Below are 24,931 nucleotides of genomic sequence, written 5' to 3' on the forward strand. Positions count from 1 at the left end.
GTTTATCTTGTCGATCATTGAGATTACGACAAGATAAACTGTCATTATGGTTATATAGACTTGAGTTTTTGCGCATCGCGATAAAGGCGATATTCGGCCCCACTTAACGTGCTGTGAGTAGAATAAAAATATAATTTATCAATGATCTCCAACGAATCTTTCTCTATTTCGTCAATATATTCAAAGTTGCCTTCAATACTGGTGGCACAAATCAAAAACATGAAACAGCCGGATATACAATACATGCCTAAATGAATAGGTGATAACGTAAACATACCTAAGAAAATAGTAATACATAATGCTATTTCATAAAATGCTAACCCCTGCCTAAATTGATAATGTTTAGACTGAGCAATGTCAGTTCTTTCTTTAATATAGTGATCATTAATATAGTTTTTTTGGGCTTTTTTGTATTTAGCTGTACCTGGTTTTACACCAAAAATAGTGGTCTTTTTTGGTGGTTCAATATTAAAAACCTCAAATAACTCTGGTTGATTTATCGCGAATTCTTTGGCATAACGTGATGATAAATAGTGGTTACCATCACGGGATTTTTGCAAAATAATGCTCTCTGGGTTGTTTTTGTTAAATCCGTTTGAAATACCAAGGTCAACATAAACTCCAAGAGCCAATAGACTGAAACACACAACACCAATAGCCGCAATTGTTTTGGTCGCACCAAGTGATTCCTTACCACTTAATCGGATAAGCTTTGCCAGTAAACTACGCTGTGGCGTTATAATGGCAGCAATAGCAAACCACGCAATTAGTGCCAGCCAAATTGCCATTTCAATATGCCCGAACATCGCCATGAATATATCGAATGTATAAGGCGCTAATGAAGTGCTAAGCACTTGCTGTCCCATACCCAATACGTCTAGTAAGCGCACAAATACGAGCGGTGAAATTAAACTAAATAACGCTGCGTAACGTAGATAACTTAACCCCTTACGACCTGATTTTGCCGCTACCATAGCCGCTTCATTGCGCTGCAAAATAAGCGCGTTGACCTTATCATCCGCTTTTACGAATAAGCGAATATAGAGCACAATAATTGAAGTAATGGCGGGCTTAATAATGCCATGAAATAAAGACAAAAAGCAGGCAACAATACCGAATGGAATTAACGCCCAATTTCCCCCTCCCGTTTCAACCATATTATTTTCAAAAACATGATTAGATACCAGTAACACTAAAAAAGCCGTCAATCCCATGCCATAGTAATACACAATAGTTAAGCCATATTTATCAGCATTATCACCAATGGCTTTAACTTTTATGCTGTTTTTAAACATTGACCCCAAAATAACAACGGTTAGCCACAAGTACAATAACCAAGGAGCCCTTTCATAAAGCCAACCTAACGATGTAAAACCGTAGGAAAACCCAATAACAAAAGCGCAAAATAGTCCTATGGTGAACAAGAAAGCTAAAATAACCAACATTAGCGCGCCTAAACCGCCGCCATTCGATGCTTTAGGGCCACTTGCCCCAACAAATACCAGTCCCATAAATCTCAGGTAGTAAAAAAAACTGAGGATAAACTGCATCACACCACAAAATATTGGGATGGTAGACATCCAAAGATAGAGTTCATCATTAAACTTTGGTGAAATTAGTCGCATTGTCCAAGTACTACGTGGCTCAATGATTTCGTTACTCATAACGGTCCTTTTATAATCGACATTTATTTTCAATGTTGAAATTAATTAATACTCAAAAAAATACAGCGGAGTTATTTTTCTAAAGGATATATTAACAATGCATCTAGCCCAGAATTATTTAGTTTAATGATTAATAAACTTCATCATTTGAGATCTCGCGCTTATGTTAATACTCAGATCTCACATAAACCAATAAAAACTCAGTTGTTACTATTTCACTTTTTCTAAAATAGCGTAATTCCTTTCACCTCGGCCAAAGTTGTACACAATAATGAGTTCATCGTTCACCACATCAATACCAACCATATTTTGTTTATCGTTGAGCATTATAAAATCAACGTCGATATTAATATCCAAACCCAATTGCTTATATGTCGTCTTAGCATGAGCAAAATGCTCACGTTGATTTTTTCGCAACACAGAAAAATGTTGATACTCAAACAGTACAAAAGCATTAAGACCAACGACAACATTGTTTTGGTTGTAGTAATCAAAAACTAAGGTATTAGCTTCATTCTTTTGTACAAAGTCTTTTCGTAATGGCTTAGCACCGTTATAAATGGTGGATTCTTGAACACTATCAATATTCTCAGAGGTGTAATGTTTATTAATATATTCAAATTCATTTATATTATTTAGTAGCGCCTGTATTTTACTTTTACCTTGAGCCGCGACAATGGTTTCAAGGCGTAGTCCGGCGACTTTATTTTGCGTAATTCTGCTGTTAAGACTCTCTAAATCACCTTGGTAAATAGACACAATGTGAGGTTTTCTGTTGGCGAAATGAGTATATTTACCTTGCGCTTTTATCACACTCCATTGGCCACTAAAAAACTGACTATCAAATACTTTAGGGGTGTCGCCTTGATTCCCATGATAAGGGCTAACGTCACTCGAACATGCCGATACCAACATCATTACCCCAAAAATCACCACTTTACATATCGATCTATACATAATATTTCCCTTAATCTAGCGCCATAAGCAACAATCTTTAACCGAAATACCTTTGGGACGGCAGATAAGACGCTTATACAGACAGATATTTAATGATGAATAACACTCACCAAGCTGTCTCGTTTTTGTTAAGGGAATAATGACTGACGCAATGGGTTAGCAGTAGGTACGTATTCGCGAAAATTTTACGCAAAATATTTTTGCAAAGAAGTTATGTGAAGCGTTTTATCTTTAGGTAGGGAAATACTGCTCAAGGGATTAAAACGTTTGTGAATAATGCTAATAGTCTATTTTATTCAGCCACCCATTTTATATTGCAGCCGATAATCATGGGTAATGTTCTTTATTCAACTAACGTTCTTTTTATTTAATAGACATAAGCTTACTTTTAATTTCTGTTGCGAAGTCATGATACCCACCATTAATTCAAGCAAAAACAAACTCTTCTCAGTCATTCTTAAAGTGATTGTCATCACATTAGCCCATGATTGTGTTAAGCTTATCGCGACAACAATGTTGTTACATTAAGTCATAGAATTTAACAAACCAAGTTAATATCTAATCAGATGTAAGATCCAATACAAGTTACCGTCAAACATAAAGCAAGTATTCCTTTTATGCAGGAGGCATTAAATGCAAGACTACGTAGAACAAATCGATATTAATCAATACCTACCGTTAATAATTGATGTAGGGATCAATGTATTATTAGCTGCGCTAATTTTAATCGTTGGTCTTTATATTGCTAATAAAATGAGCTCAATCATCAATAAAATTGGTGAAAGTTACGATAAGCTCGACAACACATTATTCCGTTTTTTAGGCAGTGTAGCGAAGTACATCATTCTCGCTTTCGTTGCTATAGCGGTGTTAAATCGTTTTGGCGTGCAAACAGCCTCTATTGTGGCATTGTTAGGTGCTGCTGGTTTAGCTGTTGGTTTAGCATTGCAAGGAACATTATCTAACCTTGCTGCAGGCGTAATGTTATTACTATTCCGTCCTTATAAAGTAGGTGACTTTATTAGCGCTGCTGATCGATTCGGTAATGTTCAAGAAATCGATTTATTCACCACGATCCTTAAAACTTTTGATAATCAGCATATTATTGTGCCGAACAATCAAATTTGGGGGGCTCAAATCGTTAACCATTCTTTCCATGATATTCGTGGTGTAGATATGCACTTTGGTGTGGCTTACAAAGAAAATACCGATGAAGTACGCAAAGTTATTGATGCGGTATTGGCAGCTCATCCACATATTTTAAAAGACCCAGTGCCATTTGTTGAAGTTGAAACTTTAAATGACAGTTCAGTGGACTTCTTGGTCCGTCCTTTCTGTCATGGTGAACATTACTTCGACATCCTGTACTCAATCCCTGAGCAAATCAAAAAAGCACTGGATGAAGCAGGTATTGAAATTCCTTTCCCACACAGAAAGCTGATCATCGAAAAAGAGCAATAATCTCTATGTTTTGATGACAACAACGAGCAAGTGCCTTAGGGCCTTGCTCGTTTTTATTAGCCTATAAATCGCGTCTGTGTTAGCTAGCCACCTATTATTATGAAATCTTAATTTCACTCCTTTCATTTATTTTACGACTCTTATTTTTCGCTATTTTTAATTACTCAATTTTTTGAGCTTGTGGGGTAAGTGTAAACTTTATTTCATATCTTCAATCTGGCAATCAAAAACTGACTTATTTGTTCCTAATACAGCTAACATTATTAGTGCTTACAGCGCCTTGCTTAATCATAAACATAAGTTCGCTTATTAATATGCTCTCCACATTTGTCACAATCTATAGGTCACCTGCGTCAGGCAATTAGTCCGCATGAAGGTTTAGTATAAATAAGCTTGATTCCCCCTTTGGGGTAGGCAATGACGATAATCAATAATTTTTCATACCAACAAAAAAAGGCCTCGCATTGCTGCGAGGCCTTTCATGTAAAGAGGTGAGTTGGCCGATAAGCCGGGTCCTGTCGAGGACAGTTATTCATCTAGGCCTGCAATCGCTCACAGGCTCAAGCGACCTACCCGGTCCCAACGCGAGCAGCGCCATACGGGACCCTATTTGGTCTTGCTTCGGGTAGAGTTTACCTTGCTACGGACTATTGCTAGCCGCACGGTGCGCTCTTACCGCACCCTTTCACCCTTACCACTTTAGCCGAAGCCAAAATGGCGGTTTCCTCTCTGTTGCACTTGTCGTCGGTTCACACCGCCCAGGCGTTACCTGGTACCCTGCTCTTTGAAGCCCGGACTTTCCTCCCCGTACTTGCGTACGCGGCAACTGTCTGGCCAACTCGGCGCGGATTATAGCCTAAGCAGACCAACAAACCAATGCCAAAGCGACGGGCTTTTTATAAATCCAGTTCTAAACCATATTTATACAAGGCATTTTTCTTTAAACCGTGTATTTGCGCGGCTATTGCTGCAGCTTTTTTAAGTGGTAGTTCTTCACAAAGTAACTTCAACGTGGCGACAGCAACCGCAGGAATACCCTCTTCGTCTGTTAAGGTAAAGCCGTGGCACATAATCACTATTTCGCCTTTTTGCTGATTATCATCGGCTTCTACTAACGCTAAGACTTCTGCTGCAGTCCCAGAGAGAAAAGTTTCAAACATTTTAGTGACTTCACGAGCCATCACTATTTGTCTGTCTTCGCCTAACACCTCAACAATAGCGGCAAGACTATAAAGAATACGATGCGGAGACTCGTAAAATATCAATGTACGAGGATCTTCTTTCAGAAATTCTAATTTGTCGATACGGGCTTTTTCTTTTGAGGGTAAAAAACCTTCAAAACTGAATCGATCGGACGGCAAACCAGATGCACTCAAGGCCGTAATCGCGGCACAAGCACCTGGTAACGGTATCACTCGATGACCCGCTTGACGAACATGGTTAACTAAATGGTAGCCAGGGTCAGAAATTAACGGTGTACCCGCGTCGGAAATAAGCGCAATTGACTTTCCGGCATCTAATTGTTCAACTATCCATTGCACTCGGTCACGTTCATTATGATCATGTAATGCCGTTTTACGGGTTTCAATACCAAAGTGACTAAGCAGTCTTCCGCTGTGGCGTGTGTCTTCACAGGCGATTAAATCAACCTGTTGCAGCACCTCTATTGCCCGAGCGCTGATGTCGCCAAAATTACCAATTGGGGTGGGAACAATATACAGCGCGACCATTTGGTCCATAATTACCTCGATAATGAATCTACCTGATACTTTCGCCAAGCGTAAGAGCAGGTTAAACTAGTGCCAGCATCTTACCAGAGTATAGCCAAGTGTTAAAAAGACTGAATACTACAAAATTTGTGTGTGCGTTGATTTTCTCTGTATTGGTGGCCAGTTGCGCTACCCAAAAACAGCAAGATAACGTTGAAGCAAGTGCATCGCTCGTTGCCGCGGAGCATCCGGCTAAAATTTATTTGGCTCAAGCAACCAAAAGCAGTTTACCAGAAAAGCGCGATCGTTATTTATTACTCGCCGCTCACGCTTATATAAATGATGGTAATTTTAATGCTGCAACTAATGTTTTAACCTCAATGCAAAAGTCGATGGTGAATGTGCAATCACTTCAGGCTGAGCATATCTATTTGCGCGCTCGCATTGCGGAGAAAACCACTAACAGCCAAGCCGCTTTAGATATTTTACAGTATCCACCACATTGGCAGCTACCACGATGGCAAATGGCCAGCTATCACCAATTTAAAGCTAAATTGTATAAACATACCCAACAACCCATTGAGCAAGTTAAACAATTAAGCTTATTAAGTAATTACCTACCAAAGTCTGAAACTGCAGCCCTTAACAATGTTATCTGGAAATTACTCCAGCCATTGCATGAAGAAACCGTGCAAGCATTTATGCGCGATCAATCTAATCCTATTTTTTCTGGTTGGTTACAACTGACTTATATCGCTAAACATTATGCCGTTGAGCCGTCTCAACTAGTACGTTATTTAGGTGAGTGGCAACGTAATAATCCTTACCATCCAGCTGCGATGAAGTTACCTAACGATTTAGAAAAAGCACTTAATGCTAAACCCTTTAGGCCGCAAAATATTGCGATATTATTACCGTTAACAGGTCCACGAGCTGCGGTTGCAGAACCTATCCGCCAAGGATTATTATCTAGTTATCTATCTGACTTCGATAGCAATGTCTCACTTAACTTTTATGATACTCAGCAAGGTGTGACTGGCGCTTATCAGCAAGCTATTGCCAAAGGTGCAGAGTTTATCATTGGGCCATTATTACCCAATGAGGTTGAAGAGTTACAAAAAATCAACGACAAGCAAAAAACCACTGTACCTCAACTATATTTAAACCAAACTGATACGTTTACGCCGCAGGCTAATCTCTTTTATTTTTCATTGTCTCCGGCGCAAGAAGCCAGTGATGCCGCGCAAAAACTGTTTAACGACGGGGTAAAGTTGCCATTATTGCTTGCCAGTAATGATTCTATTGGTAAACGTATGGCTGAGAGCTTTAATCAGGCGTGGTTAGCCCTAACAAATAATACTGTTGAAGTGCATTATTATGATGCCGGCGACCAAATGAAACTGACCGTTCAAGAAGCCTTGGGCGTTAAAGACAGCCAAGCTCGCATCGCTAGAATGCGTGAATTGTTGGGCAGTCGTTTAGAGGCTGATTTCCGTTCACGTCAAGATATTGATGCAATCTACATGATTTCAGGTTCACAAGACTTGGCTCTACTTAAGCCGTTTTTAGATGTTAACTTTAGCGTATTCTCTGAACCAGTCGCCTTGTATACCACTAGCCGAAGTCGCCTCGAAAATGAGTCGGCCCAGTCATCGCAAGAACTGAATAACTTGATGATTAGTGATGTTCCATGGTTAATGCAGTCTAATGACGAAACTCAAATGGTGGCAGAGCTATGGAGTGGTTGGAATAACAGCCAAAAACGTTTATATGTAATGGGCTTCGATGCACTTGAATTGGTTAATCGTTTAGCGCAAATGCGTGCTTTCCCTGGTTATCAATTTATGGGGCGAAGTGGTGCATTATCGGTTAAACCTAATGGGGTGATTGATCGTCAATTGTCTTGGGGTCTATATACTAAAGGGCAATTAACACCACTATGAACCGTGGACAATTAGCTGAGCAACAAGCGCGAACTTATCTTGAACAACAAGGTCTGACGTTTGTAGAGGCTAATGTGCGTTACCCATTTGGTGAAATAGATTTGATTATGCGCCAACAGGATGTGTGGGTGTTTGTTGAAGTAAAATTTAGGGCGTCAAACCAATTTGGTGGTGCCTTAAATGCATTAACAAGCAAACAGATCACCCGGATAAGATTGGCGGCAGATCATTATTTACAACGACAAAAATTGAATCCACCTTGTCGCTTTGATGTCATTGCAATGAATAATGATGAAATAAACTGGCTACAAGGGTGTTTTTAAGCAACAACTGATTACCATAACTTTGATTTATGGCATTATATAGTCAAATTACTGAGTCTAACTGATGGATGCTCACAAAAAGCCCATCAGAGACATCGTAGATATAATTTAGCGTAAGGATTGTTGCATGTTAGAACGTATTAGAGATAGTTTCACCGAATCAATTCAGACTAAGATTGATGCTGCAGAAGCATTACCAGAGCCGATTGAAAAAGCTGCAGAGATGATGGTGCAATGTCTACTTGGCGGAAATAAAATTCTGTCATGCGGTAATGGCGGCAGTGCTGGCGATGCTCAACACTTCTCTGCTGAATTATTAAACCGTTATGAAATTGAACGTCCGCCGCTACCTGCAATTGCATTAAGCTGTGACACGTCAACGATTACCGCCATTGCTAACGATTATAACTACGATGAAATTTTCTCGAAGCAAATCTTTGCATTGGGTCAACCGGGCGATATTTTATTAGCTATTTCGACCAGTGGTAACTCTGGCAACGTTATTAAAGCCATGGAAGCAGCATTAAGCCGCGACATGACAATTGTTGCGCTAACTGGTAAAGATGGCGGCGCAATGGCTGGCTTGATGAGTGCGGGTGATGTAGAAATTCGTGTACCATCAAACGTCACTGCACGTATTCAAGAAGTCCATTTGCTGGTTATTCACTGTTTATGCGATAACATCGATCGCACCTTGTTCCCACAGGATGAACAAGCATGATAAAAGGGTTACTCATCATCACAACTCTAGCAATATTGCAGGGATGTGCTGGTGCAGTCATGGTTGGTGCCGTTAGCGGTGCCAAGATGGTTAATGACGAACGCAGCATGAGCACTCAAGTCAGCGATACTAATGCTGACTTTGTTATTGCCAGCGCATTGTCGAAACATGATGACCTTAATAATCAAACCCATATTGCGGCAATTGTGATGAACAATAATGTATTGATGATAGGTCAAGCGCCTAACTCGATGCTGCGCGATAAAGCCGTTAAAGTAGTGCAAGATTTACAAATCGGCGGCAAAATACATAACCAAATTCGTATTGGTAATCCCACCTCATTCACCACTCGCAGTAACGACACTTGGGTAACAACCAAAGTGAAAGGCCGTATGCTGAATGAGAAATCTCTCGATATTACTCGAGTGAAAGTGATTACCGAAAATGGTGAAGTGTTTTTACTGGGCTTAATTGACCACAAGCAAGCTGATTTAGCCGTAGACGTCGCTCGAAATACTGCCGGAGTTCGTAAAGTGATTAAGGTATTTGAATATACTGATTCTTAATCCAACTGTCCCACATTTTGTTAGCGGTATAAGATTCATCCAGCATTTTGCTCGATGAATTTTTTTTACCTTTATTTGTATCAATGGCATAAAGCAGAAACGGTAGTATCAAAAAGATTGTTCATATTGGATTTATCCAGCAGACCTTTTTAAAACTTTAATAAGCCCAACAACGCCTCATCAAATAATAGTCACCCCAGCAACCGTCAACTCAATAACTACATATTAAATAACCGCATATTAAATTAAACGTCACAAAAAAAAAGCCAGCAAAAATGCTGGCTTAATTAACGTTAATCCTTGATGGTTTATACGATAAGACCAATCTTCTCATAAACCTTTTTAATGGTTACGGCTGCACGAGCTTGGGCTTTTGCTGCACCTTCGGCCATAACTTGGTGTAAGAATGTCTCGTCAGCACGATACTCTTTAAAGCGAGCTTGTAATGGCTCTAGCATACCCACAACAGCTTCGCCGGTTGCCACTTTTAAATGACCATACATTTTGCCTTCAAACTCTGCTTCTAAAGCAGCGATTGATTGCCCAGTACAACCAGACATTAAGCTCAATAAATTTGAAACACCTGGCTTTTGCTCCATGTCAAAACGCACTACTGGTGGCTCGTCGCTGTCGGTCATGGCTTTTTTCACTTTCTTTAAGATCACTTTAGGATCTTCAAGCAAACCAATGACGTTGTTACGGTTATCATCCGATTTAGACATCTTTTTAAGCGGTTCTTGCAACGACATGACCTTAGCACCGTGTTCTGGAATGAACGGTTCAGGAATGGTAAAGGTGTCGCCATAGGCATTGTTAAAACGAGTAGCGATATCACGGGTCAGTTCTAAGTGTTGCTTTTGGTCTTGACCAACAGGGATTTCATTGGCTTGATAAAGCAAAATATCTGCCGCCATCAATACTGGATAGCCATATAAACCAACGTTGATATTATTGGCATGCTTTAACGACTTATCTTTAAACTGGGTCATACGATTTAACTCACCCATTTGGGTGTAGCAGTTTAATGCCCAACCCAACTGTGTGTGCTGCGGCACTTGCGACTGAATAAACACTGTACTTTTTTTAGGGTCAACACCACAAGCAAGGTATAACGCCAAAGTATCTAAACAGGCTTCTCGCAGCTTTTTTGGATCTTGGCGAACGGTAATGGCATGTAAATCAACAACACAATATAGGCAATCATGACTATCTTGCATGGCAACCCATTGACGAAGTGCGCCCATATAATTACCTATGGTTAATTCGCCTGATGGCTGTGCACCGCTGAGAACTATGGGTTTAATCATGTGTTTTATTGCTCCAGTTTATCTTATGAATAGTAAATTATTGTGGCAGTAGGTACTGACCAATATCAGCAAAATGTTCGCATACCGCATCCGGATGACTTAGACCGATATCTTCGCCGTAGTTGTAACCGTAGGTCAAGCCAATAGACATAACATTCGCGCCTTTGGCTGCAAAAATATCATTCTTTGAATCGCCGACCATGAGTAAATGCGATGCCTCTAACTTCCATTGTTTAAGTAGATGTTGTAATGGCATGGGATCAGGCTTCATTTTTGCCAATGAATCACCAGCAAGTACTTCAGAAAAAAAGCCATCAATACCAAAAGCCGTTAATAACGGTACCGTAAATCGGTAAGGTTTATTGGTGACAATAGCGAGTTTGAAACCCGCTTCTGTTAACTGTTGTAACGTAGCTAATACGCCCGGATACAAACGGCTATGCTTTTGTAAGTTTTCACCATAATTACGCAAAAATTGCGGCATAGTTTGCTCAAGCATCGCCTGCAGTTCTGGAGAGTCTTCTGCCATGGAAGAGGAATAACTTAGTGCTCGTTGTATTAACATTTTAGCACCATTACCCACCCAACTACGCACCAATGCATCTGTCACTGGTGGATATTGGCTTTGTGCTAAGGTGGCATTTGTAGCCACAACTAAATCAGGTACGCTGTCTATTAGCGTGCCATCTAAATCAAAAGCTATTGCGCTGATATTTGACCATTGCATCATGTAAAGTCCCACTGATGGCGAATAAAGATATTATGATACAGAAGCGAGTTCAGCACGCATTTGATCAATAACAACTTTATAATCTGCTTGACTGAAAATGGCCGAACCAGCGACAAACATATCTGCACCCGCTGCGGCGATCTCTGCGATATTATCGACTTTAACGCCGCCATCCACTTCTAAGCGAATATCAAAGCCACTGGCGTCAATAAGCGCACGTACTTGGCGAAGTTTTTCGAGTGTATGCGGAATAAATGACTGACCACCAAAACCTGGGTTAACAGACATCAACAAAATCACATCAAGCTTATCCATCACATGATCTAAATAATGCAGTGGGGTAGCAGGATTAAGCACTAAACCCGCTTTACAGCCAGACTCTTTAATCAATTGTAGAGTGCGATCAACATGCTCTGAAGCTTCTGGATGAAAAGTAATGATGGATGCGCCAGCTTTAGCAAAATCAGGAATAATGCGATCCACAGGTTTAACCATTAAATGCACATCAATATCTGCGGTGATACCGTAATTGCGTAACGCCGTGCAGACCATTGGGCCTATGGTCAAATTTGGAACATAGTGATTGTCCATTACATCAAAATGAACCACGTCTGAACCTGCATCTAATACGGCTTTAACATCGTCACCTAAACGGGCAAAATCGGCGGACAAAATTGATGGTGCAATTAAAAATGGGCGCATAATCTTCTCTATTGGCAGATCAAAGTGACGACATTTTACCCTTTGCGGCTGCAAGCCTCTAGTCTAGCAAGGGAAATAACCCATTTATAATGCGATTTTAGTCTAAAACTAGACCAGAAGTAGGAATTGTTATTTTTTACACATAAACCAGTGTTCAATAACTAAGCTATTTTGCTATACTCAAAAAAGTTGTTATCTTAAGGACTAAATTGTGGATTCACATTTGGTCTAGGATTTAATATTAGTCGTCACTTCAACCGATATATAAACCACGGATAAAGTAACCCTTATGGTTAAGCAATTACTTCGCAAACTTTCGAATCATGATGGCAAAATATTGCCAGCATCTGTTTATGCTGTATTTGCAACGTCAGCACTTGCATTATTATTAAGCCAAGTATTGATAGCATCAGAGATCCATAATGCCAGTGGCGAAACCTGTGTATGCAATAGCAACGCAAGTTACGACGCCAAACTACCAAGCAGTCATCCTAAAAATCGCTGCACAGAGCAGTCAAATGATGTCAGTTGGGGGAATTGGGTAGCAGGTAATAGCCGTTCAAGCCAATTTCACTTTATTGATTTACTAGAGTTGATCCATGGTCACAAAGATAAACCTTTGAATGATATGCCAACTTCTAGTAGTTCAAATCAGATCTTACACTAATGTCGATTTGGCAGGTGTTCAGTAGCACTGTTGCAGCTTTCTTTGGTGTGCAGACAGAGCAGAATCGCCAAAAAGATTTTAAAACTCAATCCCCGCTACCTTTTATTATCATGGGGATAATTCTCGCTATAGCATTAGTCATTTCATTGATATTAGTCGTCAACCAAGTGCTAAGTTAATCAGCAGCCGTGATACACACCCACTAAATCACCCGTTAATGCAGCTGTATTACCACTCTTCTTCGCGATAATGTTGGTCGTACAACGCCATAATTTCATCCACTTTTTTCCGTGAGCTGCCTTTTTGGCTAATATTACGTTGTACAGAAATCGTTGAGAAAGAGGCGCCACGATATAACTCTCGTGTTAATGGAATATCATGATTACTGATCAACACCGGAATATTGCGTTCGTGAGCAATAAGCCGTGAATGACGCGCGAGTAATGCTTGGTCGTCTAAACTAAAACCTGGCCCCACATATGTGGTAAAGCTGGCGGTCGTTGATAATGGCGCGTATGGAGGATCACAATAAATAACGTCACCGCTATTAGCTAAATCAAACGCCTGCTCATAACTAATGCATTTAAAAGTCGCTTTTTGCGCTTTTAATGAAAAGTGACGAATTTCAGCTTCTGGAAAATACGGTTTTTTATACGAACCAAATGGCACGTTAAAACCACCCTTGCGGTTATAACGACACAAGCCATTAAAACCATGGCGGTTCATGTATAGAAAATAAACCGAGCGAGTAAAAGGATCACGACAAAGATTGAATTCTGCTCGAATACGATAATAGGCTTCTTTATCATTCATTTCATCAACGAACATTGCCTTTGCCGCTTCGATATAGACATCCGGCTGCTGTTTAACAATTTGATATAGATTGATTAAGTCTTGGTTAATGTCGCATAACAAATACTCATCATAATGAGTATTGAGAAAAACCGATCCCGCCCCAACAAAAGGCTCAATAAGTCGATTTCCAGATGGAAGGTGTTTTGCTAGCTCATCAATGAGTTTATATTTACCACCCGCCCATTTAAGAAAGGCTCTATGCTTTTTTATCATGAATAGTCATTATGCCAGCAAAATTAAAGCACAAGATTGTACTCTGTTTAGCAACAATTATCATCGGCTAAAGTAGAATAATTGTGTCGAATTTTCATATTATTGACTTAGATAGCGTTGAATACAAAACACTTAATCTTGCCGTTTATAATCATTTAAGTCCGCCCACTTTCTTACCCAAGGTTCAGCCAACCCATACTTTTTCTGGAGCATTTTAGCTTTCGAGTTTGCCGCAGCTAAATCATCGAAATCGCCTAAAAATAAGATATAACGTTGTTTGTTGCTCATAATGAAAACCTGCGACTCTTGCGCAAGCTTTGCCAAAATAGGAGTGAGTGATGATTTATCATTTACGCTTGCGAGTTGCAGTGTAAAACCTTGTACTTTCACAAGCTGTTTATTATCTCTCTCAACAATATCACTTGGTTTATCTGCCGCTTTGATTTTTACTTTGGTTAATTCGCCTTCAAAGGACAGCCCTTTTATTGACGAACTCACCTTCACATCGGTGTAATTGTTTGCAGGCAATTCATTAGAGAAGGTTAAGTCATTATTCACAACCAAACTGCCGACTACTTTTTGCGATTCAACTAACAACATTGATGGGTAATTGTCACCAAATTCAGCCCGTGTTAGTCCCCGCAGAGAAAAGTATTTATTCAACGTATTATCTGCAAATTCAATTAGATATTGATGCGCGCTTTCACGTTCGATCGCTTCTTCGACCGTCAACGTTGGTTGCGGCGATGTGGCAATTGGTTGAGGTAATAGTGTACTGACCACGAAACCAATAGTGACACAAATTGATATGACAAATACAGTGATAGACAACTTAGTCGCGAAACGCCAAGGAGTTTTATCTGTTTGAGGCTCTTCTAATGCTAACGCTAACAATTTAACAACTTCAGCTGGTGTGCCTTGTTGTTTCTCTAATTGTTTATGGATAATTTCACGTGGGATAAACGGCGTTTGTCGACTTCTCAGTAATAAACTCTGATACAAGCCGTCACGTTCTGCAACCGATAAGGATTCAATTGTGACAGGTAATAACTTAGCGCGAGTATCATCTGTTAAGTCGGCGACTAAGGTTTGCCAAAAACTAGGCGTAACAGTCATCGTTACAGCAACAGGTTTACCTGCACAGTATATTTGACTCAGCAAGATGCATTCCGCCCAGATATCTTTCGGCAAGAAATCAGCATCATCAATAATAATATGTAATGGCTTTTTTAAACTGGATTGGATTCTGAGCACTGTGTCCATTAAAGGACGCTCATCATCGAAGATAGGGGCTGAGATTAATTGAACCAGAATTTTTCGGCGAATTTCCGCACTATCTGCATGTTGAGGACAAATGATTAATGCAGAATTATAGTCATCTAACTCACTTGCTAGTGCAGCCGTTAGCGTTGACTTACCCGAACCATTGTCCCCACAAATAACCAACAACTGCTCGCTATAGCTAGCAATGTGCTGCAAACGCTGAACTAGCGCTTCTTGAGTGGGTAGTAACAATAGCCCTGGAGTCGTCAAAGATTCACCACACTATAGTTTATAAGCCGCTAACAACCTGTTTAAGTAAGTCTTCACTAACTTCACTAAACACATCAGCTTGACCTATTCCTGTAGGTAACACTAAGCGAATTTTACCACCTAGGACTTTTTTATCGCGGCGCATATGCTTAATAAAATGTTCAAAACCCATCGACTCAGGAGCCGTTACAGGTAAATCAAACTCCAACATCAGTTGGCGAATACGCTCAACACTTTGCTTATCTAATAAATTAAGCTTATATGCTGTTTGTGCTGCAAGAATAGTCCCAGCAGCAACGGCTTCACCATGCAACCAGACACCGTAGCCCATTTCAGCTTCGATAGCATGCCCAAAGGTATGTCCAAGGTTTAATAATGCTCTTACACCTTGTTCTGTTTCATCTTGCTCAACAACATCTGCTTTAATTTGGCAACATTTAGCAATCGCATAGGTTAGCGCATCAGTTTGAAGCGATTTTAATGCTTCAACATTGGCCTCAAGCCATTGAAAAAAGTCTGCATCCCAAATAATACCGTACTTAATCACTTCGGACATCCCTGCAGCAAACTCATTTGCGGGTAATGTATTTAAGCAAAGTGTATCGATAATTACAGACTTGGGTTGATAAAATGCACCAATCATATTTTTCCCAAGCGGATGATTTACTGCTGTTTTACCACCAACAGAAGAATCAACTTGGGACAGTAACGTAGTGGGTACTTGGATAAAATCAATTCCACGCTGATAACACGCTGCCGCGAAACCAGTCATATCACCAACAACACCACCACCTAACGCAACTAATACAGAATCACGGGCAAAATTATGCTCAAGTAATCCGGTAAAAATATAATCTAGATGTTGTAAATCTTTAAATTTTTCGCCATCCGGCAAAATAACCGTTTCAACGCGCGCGCAAGCGCTCATCGCTTGTTGTATCTTTTTCAGATACAACGGAGCAATGGTGTCATTTGAAACAATTAAGGCTTTTTTGTGTGTTAGGTAGCGAGTAAATAACTCGCTGTCACTCATCAAATCCTGGCCAATGTAAATGGGGTAACTTCTATCACCTAATTGAACCTGAATCTGTTGCATGTTATTACCTAAAAGCCAAGTTGCTCGATAATTTGGTTTGCGACGATTTTCGCGCTTTGCTCATCAGTCTTAACGATAACATCCGCAATTTCCTCATATAAAGGATTACGGATCTCCGCTAAGCTTTCGAGCACTTCACGTGGATCATCTACTTGTAACAACGGTCGACGCTTATCTCGCTGAGTACGCGCGACTTGCTTGTCGATTGTTGTTTCCAAATAAACCACTATACCTCGAGCAGAAAGATAGTTGCGGATATCTTTACTCTGAACAGAACCACCACCTGTTGCGAGAACGATACCTTGCCTTTCTGAAAGATCACCGATGACTTGTGCTTCACGACGACGGAAGCCCTCCTCACCTTCAACATCAAACACCCAGGCAATATCTGCACCAGTACGTTGTTCAATCTCGTGATCTGAATCGTGGAAATCTAAATGCAGCATTTGCGCCAGATGGCGACCAATTGTGCTTTTACCTGCGCCCATAGGGCCTACCAGAAAAATATTGCGTTTTTCAGCCATTTCGTATACGTCTGAATCTTATATGGAAGAATGCCTTATCGACTTAAACTCAAGCCGACCTATAATTTAACCTTGCTCTAATGAGACTTGACGGAGGATTATCTCAGTTAAGGGCTACCGCTTGCAAGTCATCACGGCTATTTATAGTAATTTTATTATTGTTCATGATATTCCCAAGGTAAAAAATCCATAATAAATATATTAATATACAATTATAATTATAAATTTAAATGATAAATAACAATAGTTTAAATTAAAAAACCAGCTATAAAATAGCTGGTTTTTTACGATATTGCTGCTAAAAATTATGTTATAGCTTTTCGGTCACAATCTTGGGTGTAACGAAAATTAACAGCTCTTGACGCTCATTAGAGTCAGTTGAGTTTCTAAATAAGAAGCCCACTAACGGAATATCACCCAATATTGGCACTTTGCTGACCCGACTAATTAAGTTCTGTTGGTAAATACCACCAAGGACAATTGTCTCACCATTATCAACTAGCACTTGTGTACCGATGCGTTGAGTATCAATGGCAACTGCTTCCCCCGTTCCGGTTGATACTGTTGTGCCTTGTGAATCTTGAGTAATTTCAAGATCAAGGATCACACGGTCATCTGGGGTTATTTGCGGTGTGACTCGCAGCGATAACACAGCCTTCTTAAAGGTTACGGTTGTCGCCCCACTTGATGCAGACTCAACGTATGGGATTTCAACACCCTGTTCAATGTATGCCGACTTCTGATTAGATGTGGTAATACGAGGGCTGGCAATAATTTCACCTTTATTTTCTTGTTCTAAAGCGCTTAGCTCTAAATCGAGAATGGTACCATCTGCCAATTTAGCCACATGAAAAGCGATACTGGTCGCCGAACTTGCCGCTGCTGGTAGATTCACATTAAGACGATCATCTACACTAGGAATCGTACCATTTGCAATGCTGGTAGCACCTTCAATAGTACCGGAAGTACCGTCTGATCCTTGTTGGTCTGTTATACCCCAACGAATACCTAAGTCTTCACTGACATCGTCTTTAACTGTCACCATACGTGCTTCAATTAAGACTTGTTTAATCGGAATATCTAACACTTCAATTAATCGATGTACGTTTTCTAAAATCTCAGTAGTATCTTTTACTAACAAGGTATTAGTACGCTCATCGACGGCAACACTGCCACGGGATGAAAGCAGGGTTGAATCAGTTGTTTTAAGTAACTCAGCAATATCGACTGCTTTGGCATAATTTATTTGTAAGTATTCAGAATATAGCGGGGCTAACTCTTTCACTTCTTGTCTATTTTTTAAGTCATTGCTTTCTCTGATGGCAAGTTCTTCACTTGGTGCCACCATTAGAATGTTGCCTTCAATCCGTTTATCAAGACCTTTAGTTTGCAAGATCAGATCTAAAGCTTGATCCCAAGGTACATCATCTAAGCGTAAGGTAATATCGCCTTCAACCGTATCACTGGTGACAAGGTTGAAGTTGTTATAATCAGCAATAATCTGCAAAACAGTTCGAACAGAAATATTTTGGAAGTTTAAAGACAATGAGCGGCCATTATATTTTTTGGCTTCTTTCGCCATAGAAACTCGTTCAACTTTATCTACGCTGACCTTAAATACGTTGCCGTCTTGGCGATAGTTGTAATCATAGTTACCTTCTATATCAACCAAAATACGGGCAGTTAAGTCATCTTTAAATGTTTCAAAACTATTCACAGGTGTAGTAAAGTCTTGTACATCCATAACGTAAAGTAAGTCATTACCAATATCGGTGTTGTAGAGTTTTATTTCTAGCTTTGAACCAACTTGTTCTACATTCGCCGCGACTGAACGATTACTAAGATTAAATAATATTTCTCCACCACCAGTTTTATTGCGGCGAAAGTCAATACTGCTAATACTATTAACAAATGGGTTATTTGCTTCAACTGGGCCTGATACATCATCATTTATAGTTAAACGGTAGCTATTACCAACAATTTTACCTTGATATGGCTTTACTTTATTCATTGCAATAATGATTTGCAAATCGCTACCTTGTTGTTGTGCATTTAACACTTTTACACCAACAACATTTATCGGAATGGTATTTTTATTTAAATTTGAAATCGTGTCAGAGAAATTCAACATAATTTCAGCTGGGTCAGCCGATAAATCAACAGACGGTGACGCTATTGATGATTCAAAAACTAACTCTAATTCTAATTGATGATCAACCATTGAATGATATTTGACATCTATAAGACGGTTAGCAGCTATCGCACTAGGTATTAAACCCATTATTAATACTGCACCTAAAAGTGCTCTACTAAATATTAACTTTGTTATTGTTTTTTTCATCGTGGCAGAAGACTCCATTATTCCCTCATCCTTCGCACGTTATTTTCCTGATAGTTCTAAATTGCTGGATCTTTCTGCCCAACAACCTGAACCATCAGGGATAATTTCGATAATTTCTATAAATTGCGGTGTTACTTTAGCAATTCGGCCATGATAAAGTCCTAAATACTCACCCACTCCTACACGATAAACATTGCCATCACTAGACTCCACTAAAGCCCATATATCACTACCTTCACTCAATGTTCCACGCATTCTTAAATTATCTAATGCATAGGTTTCTAACCGACTTTTACGACGTTTCAAGTCTGGTTGCAAACAATCCTTGGATGTATCAATTACTTCTTCTGTTAATTCCCTTGACGGAGGAACAAAAGGGCTCCGCAATGATTCAACTTGATAAGCAAAATGTTCAAACTTCGGCGTTTGTTTTAATGGTGGTATACGCGCTACCTGTTGTGCTTTTGTAGTAGTAACAAATAGCTCTAAATCGCTGCGTTCGCCAATACAACCACTTAATAAAAACACCATTGATAATAATAAAGGCAAAAATTTCATTATTTCTGCCCCTTCTTAGCCGGTGGTGTTAATTCAGCCCCTTCTTTAAAGCGATACGTTTTAGCAAGAATATCCATGGATAGTCCACCAGTATCATTTTGCTTTATAATAAAGTCGTGCAAACTCACAATACGAGGTAGCTTTGCAACACCACTAACCATATGCCCCATTTGATGGTAATTACCTTCTACAGACATTTTTATTGGAAACTCAATATAGAAATCACGTTCAATTTCATTATCCCAATCTAAACTGTTAATTCTAAGGCCGGCATCAGTCGCAACAAAGGTTAAATCATCTAACAATCCTGGCATTTCATTTTCAGATGGTAGCATTTTAAGCAATTCAGCAAATTGTATTTCCATTTCAGCTAATTGTTCACGATACAATTTAAGGTTTACTGCTAAACGATATTTAGATTCAAAATCTTCACGCAGTTGAATTTCTTTGTGTTGTTCAGCTTCCATTTGATCAATCGAATCTGAAATAAATAAATAATAACTGGCACCAATAACACACAGAGACAAAAAAGTGGCAAAAACAATTTTTACCAACTTGGGCCAACCACCAATATTGTCGAAATCAATATCGTTAAATTGCTCTAAGTCGAGATTCATTTTCTCTCTCCTTGGCCCGAGTCAACATTCATTACTTGCGAATCATCACGAATAGTAATCCGTAATTTAAATCGCTGTAATTGCCTTAGCTCTTCGTTTTGCGACACAATAGATTGCATACTAGGATCATTTAGATAAGCAGAAGTTTTAACCTTTCTCATCATATTAGCGACATTGTTATTTGATTCACTTCGTCCTTCAATCAATAACACACTACCCTTTTTCTCTATGCTTGATAGATAAATACCAGGTGGTACTACTCGAACTAATTCATCTAAAACATGAGTCGGTAAATTACGTGACTGTTGCAGATTAAGAATAATTTCCGTACGACGTTCAATGTCTTTTTTACGCTCGGTAATTTTTTTAATTTCTGCTATTTGAGTATTGAGCAAGCTAATTTCAGATTCTAAATATGCATTGCGTTGACGTTGATCGTCTGTCACTACTTCTAAAAAACCCAAAAATAAATAGACTACAAGTGACGTAACTAAAAAAACTAACGAGAGAATACCGATAAAGTCGCGTTTTTGTTTTTCTCTAGCTTCTTCACGCCAAGGTAATAAGTTTATATTCGCCATTGAGCATAACTCCTTAGCGCAAGGCCACATGCCACCATATATTTACTTATAGTAGGCTGAAGCTGACTTTTTATTACATCACTAGAATGTAAACAACCTTGGAAAGGATCCGCAATAATCGTATGCGTACCCAATTCGTTGTTGAGTAGATCAACCAGTCCCTCTAACTTAGCTGTGCCACCACATAATACAATATAATCAACTTTCTCTCGCCCACTGGCGGTACAGTATATCTGTAGTGTTCGTTTAATTTGTTGTAGTAACTGCATCTGAAATGGTGATAATACTTCAAACATATAATTGCGAGGTAATTGGCCAGTTATTTTAGCGTGTTCAGCTTCATCACTAGGCATACCATAAAAGGATGAAATTGATTGCGTAAACAACTCGCCACCAAAAGCTTGCTCACGTATGAAGGTAGTTTCACCTTGTTCGACTACAGAAAAGGTGGTCATATTGGCACCAATATCAACCATAGCGATTGTTTTTTGCGTAGCATCTTCAGGTAACTGGCCATAAATTAATTCTGCTGAGCGCCCTAATGCATAAGCCTCTACATCAACCACTTTGACATCCAGTTCGACGGCATCCAATGAATCTACCCGTGAATCGATGTTTTCTGTACGGCAGGCACTCAGTAATACATCAACTTTTGTTGGGTCGGTAATATTTGGACTGAGCCTTTCAAAATCGATGCTGACTTCATCAAGTGAATAAGGAATGAGGTTGTCAGCTTCAATTTCAATTTGCGCTTCCATCTCTTCTTCACTTAACGAAACATCCATATAAATGACTTTAGTCATAACTGCAGAACCCGAAACCGCGACCGCTGCAAATTTGAGTGATTTAGGTAAGCCTCGCCTAACCAGCCTTAATGATTCAAGGACAGCTTCAGTGTCACGAATATCATGATCGACTACAGCGCCCTTTCTTACAGGCACTGCCGTATAATTCTGAATTTTATATCCATCCGCCGTCTTGCTCAACAATATGGCTTTAATTTCTTGAGACCCAATATCAATCCCGACCATTTGAGGTGCTTGACGCTTCCATAATTTTGAAAGCATAGTCCGTCATCATTCTATTTTTATTTTCTAAGAGATTAGCACATAATCAACTCGTTATAAGTATTTTGATAAAATGTTTAAACATTTTACAAATGCTTTTTAGTTATTTCATGTTTTACTTCACGAAAAAGCCTCCCGCTTATATACTACCGCCACTATTTCTAATTTTACTGGAATGATTGAGTGAAGTGGTTTAAACGTTTATTGATTGCACTTTTTAGTCTATCACTACTTGGCGTCGGCGCTATTGTTGCGGCTTACTTTTATGTGTTACCAAGTTTGCCGGATGTTAATTCACTAAAAACGGTCCAATTACAAACTCCACTGCGTATATATAGCAGTGACGGTAAGCTCATTTCCCAGTTTGGTGAGAAACGTCGTATTCCAGTAGAGTATGAAAATGTGCCTGTCCAGTTAATTAATGCGGTTCTCGATACCGAAGATGCACGTTTTTTCGAACATCACGGCATTGATCCTATTGGTATTATCCGTGCCGCGCTAATATTGGTCACGACAGGTAAAAAAAGTCAAGGTGCAAGTACTATAACTCAACAAGTTGCTCGAGGATTTTTCTTATCTAATGAAAAAACTTACATTCGTAAGGTTAAGGAAATATTTCTCGCTCTTAAAATTGAAAAAGCACTTTCTAAACAAGAAATTTTAACTCTTTATTTAAACCGTTCTTTCCTAGGAAATCGCGCATATGGTGTTGGTGCAGCATCTCAGGTTTACTATGGTAAGGAACTTAGCCAACTTACACTGCCTGAGATGGCCATGATTGCAGGTTTACCACAAGCTCCTTCTGCCGCAAATCCTATTAGAAACCCAGAGCGGGCGATATCCCGACGCAACTGGGTTTTGAGTCGTATGCTTGAAAAACGCAATATTACTCAAGCTGAATACCAAGTCGCCATTAATAGTCCATTAACCGCCAAATACCATGGTGCTGAAATTGATTTATATGCTCCGTATGTTTCGGAGATGGCACGAGATTATATGATCCAGAAATACGGTGAAGAAGCTGCTTATACCAACGGCTACAATGTCTACACCACAATCTCATCAGATCTACAATTGATGGCTCAGGAGTCTTTAAGAGATAATGTTTTTGCTTATGATCAACGCCATGGTTATCGTGGTGCTGCAGCTGAGTTATGGACTGATACACCGATAAATAATGAAGCGATTGTGGCTATTTTAAAACGTACACCTTCAATACAAGGCATTATGCCCGCGGCAGTCATCAGCGTTAAAGATCAACAAGCACAAGTTATTGATGACAAAGGAAAACTGATTACGCTTGAATGGAAAGGCTTAAAATGGGCTCGTAAGTTTATCAGTGATAAACGTCAAAGCTTACCACCGAAACTAGCGACTGATATTTTAACTGCTGGCCAGCAGGTATGGATCAGACATAATGGTAAATATTGGCAGTTATCACAAATTCCGCAAGTGTCTAGTGCGACGGTTTCGCTTGCGCCTCATGATGGTGCAATTGAAACCTTAGTCGGTGGATTCAGTTTTAGCCAAAGTCAATTTAACCGAGTAACACAAGCTAAACGCCAATTGGGTTCTAATATTAAACCTTTCATTTATGCCGCGGCATTAGAACATGGTTACACATTGGCCACGCTTATTAATAACGCGCCAATTAATAAACCTGACACTCGCCAAGGTACAGCATGGCGTCCTAAAAATTCACCTGATATTTACGGCGGTCCAACACGTTTACGGATAGGTTTGGCTCAGTCAATTAACGTCATGTCTGTTAGAGCGATGCGTCATACTGGCTTAGATAACACTATCAAAAAATTAGTGCAATTTGGTTTTGACCCGAGTGATTTACCTCGAAATGAATCGTTAGCATTAGGTTCTCCTTCGGTCACACCATTACAAGTTGCTACAGCATTTAATACTTTTGCTAATGGTGGTTATCTCGTTGAACCGTATTTTATTGATCGTGTAACTGACTCATACGACAACATGATTGAACAAACTATTCCTGCCATTGCCTGTAGTAAACCTGAGGTTGAAGAACCCATTGCCATTGATGATCCATTCGCGGCGATGGCTGAAGAGTTAACGCCGCAAACGGTAAATCCATCAGCGGACAATGCAGATGAAACAACCGAAGTTAATCTAATGACCGTTGAACAAAATATTTGTTCTAATCCGCAAGCGCATTTTGCTAAACGAGTCATTTCTGAACAGACTGCATTTTTAATCACAGAAGCACTAAAGAGCGTAATTTGGGGTGGCGGCGACTGGAGCAAAGGTACTGGTTGGAATGGAACTGCTTGGCGTGCATCTAAATTAATTAAGCGTCATGATATTGCGGGTAAAACAGGAACGACTAACGAATCTCGAGATACTTGGTTCAGTGGTTTTAACCCAACCCTTACGGCAACTTTCTGGGTTGGGTTTGACGATCATGGTCGTCAGCTAGGTCGCTCTAGTTGGATGGCTAATGGCGAACCCGATCAAATATCGGGTGCAGAAGCCGGAGCAAAAACAGCAGGACCTGGTTGGAATGACTTTATGAACAAAGCGCTTTCTGGTACCCCTGAAGCTTCAGTCATTCCCCCTAAAGGGATTGTGTCAGCACGTATTGATTTAGCTACGGGTAAATTAACACGTAAAACAGACTACACGACTCAGTTTGAATACTTTGTAGAGGGTACTGAACCTAAAGAATACGTTACCGAAACTCAACAAAATGGTGATATCTTTATTGATAATCCAGCTGAAGATTTATTTCAGTAAGTGGGATAACCTTTTACGTAATAAAAAAAGCCA

General features: G+C 39.7%; 23 protein-coding genes and 1 other RNA gene. 8 read left to right on the plus strand and 16 right to left on the minus strand.

Annotation, left to right across the window (positions count from 1 at the left end; genetic code table 11):
• Window positions 1-50 precede the first annotated feature (50 nt).
• Complete coding sequence (locus tag FCN25_RS07710; protein ID WP_137223499.1) at window positions 51-1,664, minus strand: hypothetical protein; 1,614 nt, start codon at window positions 1,662-1,664, stop codon at window positions 51-53.
• A 210-nt stretch (window positions 1,665-1,874) separates the two neighbouring features.
• Window positions 1,875-2,621 (minus strand): hypothetical protein, encoded by a 747-nt coding sequence (locus FCN25_RS07715; RefSeq protein ID WP_137223501.1) that lies wholly within the window; start codon window positions 2,619-2,621, stop codon window positions 1,875-1,877.
• Window positions 2,622-3,254: 633 nt separating this feature from the next.
• On the opposite strand from FCN25_RS07715, the gene FCN25_RS07720 reads away from it, so the two are divergent.
• Entirely contained in the window at window positions 3,255-4,082 is an 828-nt protein-coding gene (locus tag FCN25_RS07720) for a mechanosensitive ion channel family protein (RefSeq protein WP_137223503.1), read from the plus strand.
• 488 nt (window positions 4,083-4,570) lie between these two features.
• Here FCN25_RS07720 and rnpB read toward each other — a convergent pair.
• Together rnpB and rsmI are read right to left on the minus strand one after the other, a co-directional pair.
• Window positions 4,571-4,924: RNase P RNA component class A (gene rnpB, locus FCN25_RS07725), an RNA gene on the minus strand.
• A 54-nt stretch (window positions 4,925-4,978) separates the two neighbouring features.
• Window positions 4,979-5,821 carry a 16S rRNA (cytidine(1402)-2'-O)-methyltransferase gene (gene rsmI, locus FCN25_RS07730; protein ID WP_137223505.1) on the minus strand — a complete coding sequence of 281 codons (843 nt, stop codon included), beginning with the start codon at window positions 5,819-5,821 and terminating at the stop codon, window positions 4,979-4,981.
• Between the two features lie 89 nt (window positions 5,822-5,910).
• Between rsmI and FCN25_RS07735 the strand changes: the two genes are divergently transcribed.
• From FCN25_RS07735 to FCN25_RS07750, 4 genes are all read left to right on the plus strand, one after another.
• A complete protein-coding gene (locus FCN25_RS07735) occupies window positions 5,911-7,734 on the plus strand; it encodes a penicillin-binding protein activator (protein WP_137223507.1) in 1,824 nt (607 codons plus the stop codon).
• Window positions 7,731-8,057 (plus strand): YraN family protein, encoded by a 327-nt coding sequence (locus tag FCN25_RS07740; protein WP_137223509.1) that lies wholly within the window; start codon window positions 7,731-7,733, stop codon window positions 8,055-8,057. The genes FCN25_RS07735 and FCN25_RS07740 overlap by 4 nt, the downstream gene beginning before the upstream one ends.
• A 127-nt stretch (window positions 8,058-8,184) precedes the next feature.
• The gene (locus FCN25_RS07745) at window positions 8,185-8,778 is read left to right on the plus strand and encodes a phosphoheptose isomerase (RefSeq protein ID WP_137223511.1); all 594 of its coding nucleotides are present in this window, start codon (window positions 8,185-8,187) and stop codon (window positions 8,776-8,778) included.
• Window positions 8,775-9,344 (plus strand): BON domain-containing protein, encoded by a 570-nt coding sequence (locus FCN25_RS07750; protein WP_137223513.1) that lies wholly within the window; start codon window positions 8,775-8,777, stop codon window positions 9,342-9,344. The genes FCN25_RS07745 and FCN25_RS07750 overlap by 4 nt, the downstream gene beginning before the upstream one ends.
• A gap of 308 nt (window positions 9,345-9,652) precedes the next feature.
• Here FCN25_RS07750 and trpS read toward each other — a convergent pair whose 3' ends face one another.
• The 3 genes from trpS to rpe are packed head-to-tail and all read right to left on the minus strand — an operon-like array spanning window position 9,653 to window position 12,083.
• Window positions 9,653-10,651 (minus strand): tryptophan--tRNA ligase, encoded by a 999-nt coding sequence (gene trpS / locus FCN25_RS07755; RefSeq protein WP_137223515.1) that lies wholly within the window; start codon window positions 10,649-10,651, stop codon window positions 9,653-9,655.
• Window positions 10,652-10,688: 37 nt separating this feature from the next.
• Window positions 10,689-11,381: a phosphoglycolate phosphatase gene (locus FCN25_RS07760; RefSeq protein ID WP_137223517.1), complete on the minus strand. Its 693-nt coding sequence runs from the start codon at window positions 11,379-11,381 to the stop codon at window positions 10,689-10,691.
• Between the two features lie 30 nt (window positions 11,382-11,411).
• Complete coding sequence (gene rpe, locus FCN25_RS07765; protein WP_137223519.1) at window positions 11,412-12,083, minus strand: ribulose-phosphate 3-epimerase; 672 nt, start codon at window positions 12,081-12,083, stop codon at window positions 11,412-11,414.
• A gap of 289 nt (window positions 12,084-12,372) precedes the next feature.
• On the opposite strand from rpe, the gene FCN25_RS07770 reads away from it, so the two are divergent.
• Window positions 12,373-12,750: a hypothetical protein gene (locus FCN25_RS07770; RefSeq protein WP_137223521.1), complete on the plus strand. Its 378-nt coding sequence runs from the start codon at window positions 12,373-12,375 to the stop codon at window positions 12,748-12,750.
• Entirely contained in the window at window positions 12,750-12,929 is a 180-nt protein-coding gene (locus FCN25_RS07775) for a DUF2970 domain-containing protein (protein WP_137223523.1), read from the plus strand. The genes FCN25_RS07770 and FCN25_RS07775 overlap by 1 nt, the downstream gene beginning before the upstream one ends.
• A gap of 49 nt (window positions 12,930-12,978) precedes the next feature.
• Here FCN25_RS07775 and FCN25_RS07780 read toward each other — a convergent pair whose 3' ends face one another.
• The 9 genes from FCN25_RS07780 to FCN25_RS07820 all read right to left on the minus strand — a co-directional run bounded on the left by FCN25_RS07780 (window position 12,979) and on the right by FCN25_RS07820 (window position 22,135).
• Window positions 12,979-13,818, minus strand: a complete 840-nt coding sequence (locus tag FCN25_RS07780; RefSeq protein WP_137223525.1) for a Dam family site-specific DNA-(adenine-N6)-methyltransferase — start codon at window positions 13,816-13,818, stop codon at window positions 12,979-12,981.
• 132 nt (window positions 13,819-13,950) lie between these two features.
• The gene (locus tag FCN25_RS07785; protein WP_137223527.1) at window positions 13,951-15,351 is read right to left on the minus strand and encodes an AAA family ATPase; all 1,401 of its coding nucleotides are present in this window, start codon (window positions 15,349-15,351) and stop codon (window positions 13,951-13,953) included.
• Between the two features lie 19 nt (window positions 15,352-15,370).
• Complete coding sequence (gene aroB, locus FCN25_RS07790; RefSeq protein ID WP_137223529.1) at window positions 15,371-16,447, minus strand: 3-dehydroquinate synthase; 1,077 nt, start codon at window positions 16,445-16,447, stop codon at window positions 15,371-15,373.
• An 8-nt stretch (window positions 16,448-16,455) separates the two neighbouring features.
• Window positions 16,456-16,971 carry a shikimate kinase AroK gene (aroK, locus tag FCN25_RS07795; protein ID WP_011635865.1) on the minus strand — a complete coding sequence of 172 codons (516 nt, stop codon included), beginning with the start codon at window positions 16,969-16,971 and terminating at the stop codon, window positions 16,456-16,458.
• A gap of 310 nt (window positions 16,972-17,281) precedes the next feature.
• Window positions 17,282-19,330: a type IV pilus secretin PilQ gene (locus tag FCN25_RS07800; RefSeq protein WP_137223531.1), complete on the minus strand. Its 2,049-nt coding sequence runs from the start codon at window positions 19,328-19,330 to the stop codon at window positions 17,282-17,284.
• Between the two features lie 21 nt (window positions 19,331-19,351).
• Entirely contained in the window at window positions 19,352-19,870 is a 519-nt protein-coding gene (locus FCN25_RS07805; protein WP_137223533.1) for a pilus assembly protein PilP, read from the minus strand.
• Window positions 19,870-20,487 carry a type 4a pilus biogenesis protein PilO gene (locus tag FCN25_RS07810; protein WP_137223535.1) on the minus strand — a complete coding sequence of 206 codons (618 nt, stop codon included), beginning with the start codon at window positions 20,485-20,487 and terminating at the stop codon, window positions 19,870-19,872. Before FCN25_RS07810 ends, FCN25_RS07805 begins: the two co-directional genes overlap by 1 nt.
• On the minus strand, window positions 20,484-21,068 hold the full coding sequence (locus FCN25_RS07815; RefSeq protein ID WP_137223537.1) for a PilN domain-containing protein: 585 nt from the start codon (window positions 21,066-21,068) through the stop codon (window positions 20,484-20,486). Before FCN25_RS07815 ends, FCN25_RS07810 begins: the two co-directional genes overlap by 4 nt.
• A complete protein-coding gene (locus FCN25_RS07820; protein ID WP_137223539.1) occupies window positions 21,056-22,135 on the minus strand; it encodes a pilus assembly protein PilM in 1,080 nt (359 codons plus the stop codon). The genes FCN25_RS07815 and FCN25_RS07820 overlap by 13 nt, the downstream gene beginning before the upstream one ends.
• Before the next feature lie 183 nt (window positions 22,136-22,318).
• Here FCN25_RS07820 and FCN25_RS07825 point away from each other — a divergent pair, with 183 nt between their 5' ends.
• Window positions 22,319-24,898: a penicillin-binding protein 1A gene (locus tag FCN25_RS07825; RefSeq protein WP_137223540.1), complete on the plus strand. Its 2,580-nt coding sequence runs from the start codon at window positions 22,319-22,321 to the stop codon at window positions 24,896-24,898.
• Window positions 24,899-24,931 lie beyond the last annotated feature (33 nt).

It is taken from the genome of Shewanella sp. MEBiC00475, from assembly GCF_005234075.1.
In the GTDB taxonomy this organism is placed as follows: domain Bacteria; phylum Pseudomonadota; class Gammaproteobacteria; order Enterobacterales; family Shewanellaceae; genus Shewanella; species Shewanella polaris.